This is a genomic window from Paraburkholderia sp. 2C (assembly GCF_054589215.1).
Window position 1 is genome coordinate 1 of record NZ_BAAILL010000085.1, and the last position, 229, is coordinate 229.

The window sequence follows — 229 nt, forward strand, 5'->3', positions numbered from 1 at the left end:
TTCGTCGTTGCTGTGCGAACCGAGCCAGCTGCCGTCGTCGAAAGTTGCACGCCGGTACCATTCGCCGTCCCATGCGTCACGCTCCAGCGCCTCGCGCAACCGCACCGCATGCGCGCGCCAGCGCTCGCCACGGGCCGGGTCGTGCGATTGGGCGAGCGGTGCGAACAGGTCAATGGTCCGCAACAGCAGCCAGCCGAGCCAGACGCTTTCTCCATTGCCGTTTGCGCCG

At 67.7% G+C, this 229-nt stretch carries 1 protein-coding gene; it reads right to left on the reverse strand.

Annotated elements, in window-relative coordinates; all coding sequences use genetic code 11:
• Positions 1 to 229: GH36-type glycosyl hydrolase domain-containing protein (locus ACYPXD_RS34130; RefSeq protein ID WP_459719768.1), on the reverse strand; the 229-nt coding region annotated here is incomplete at both ends.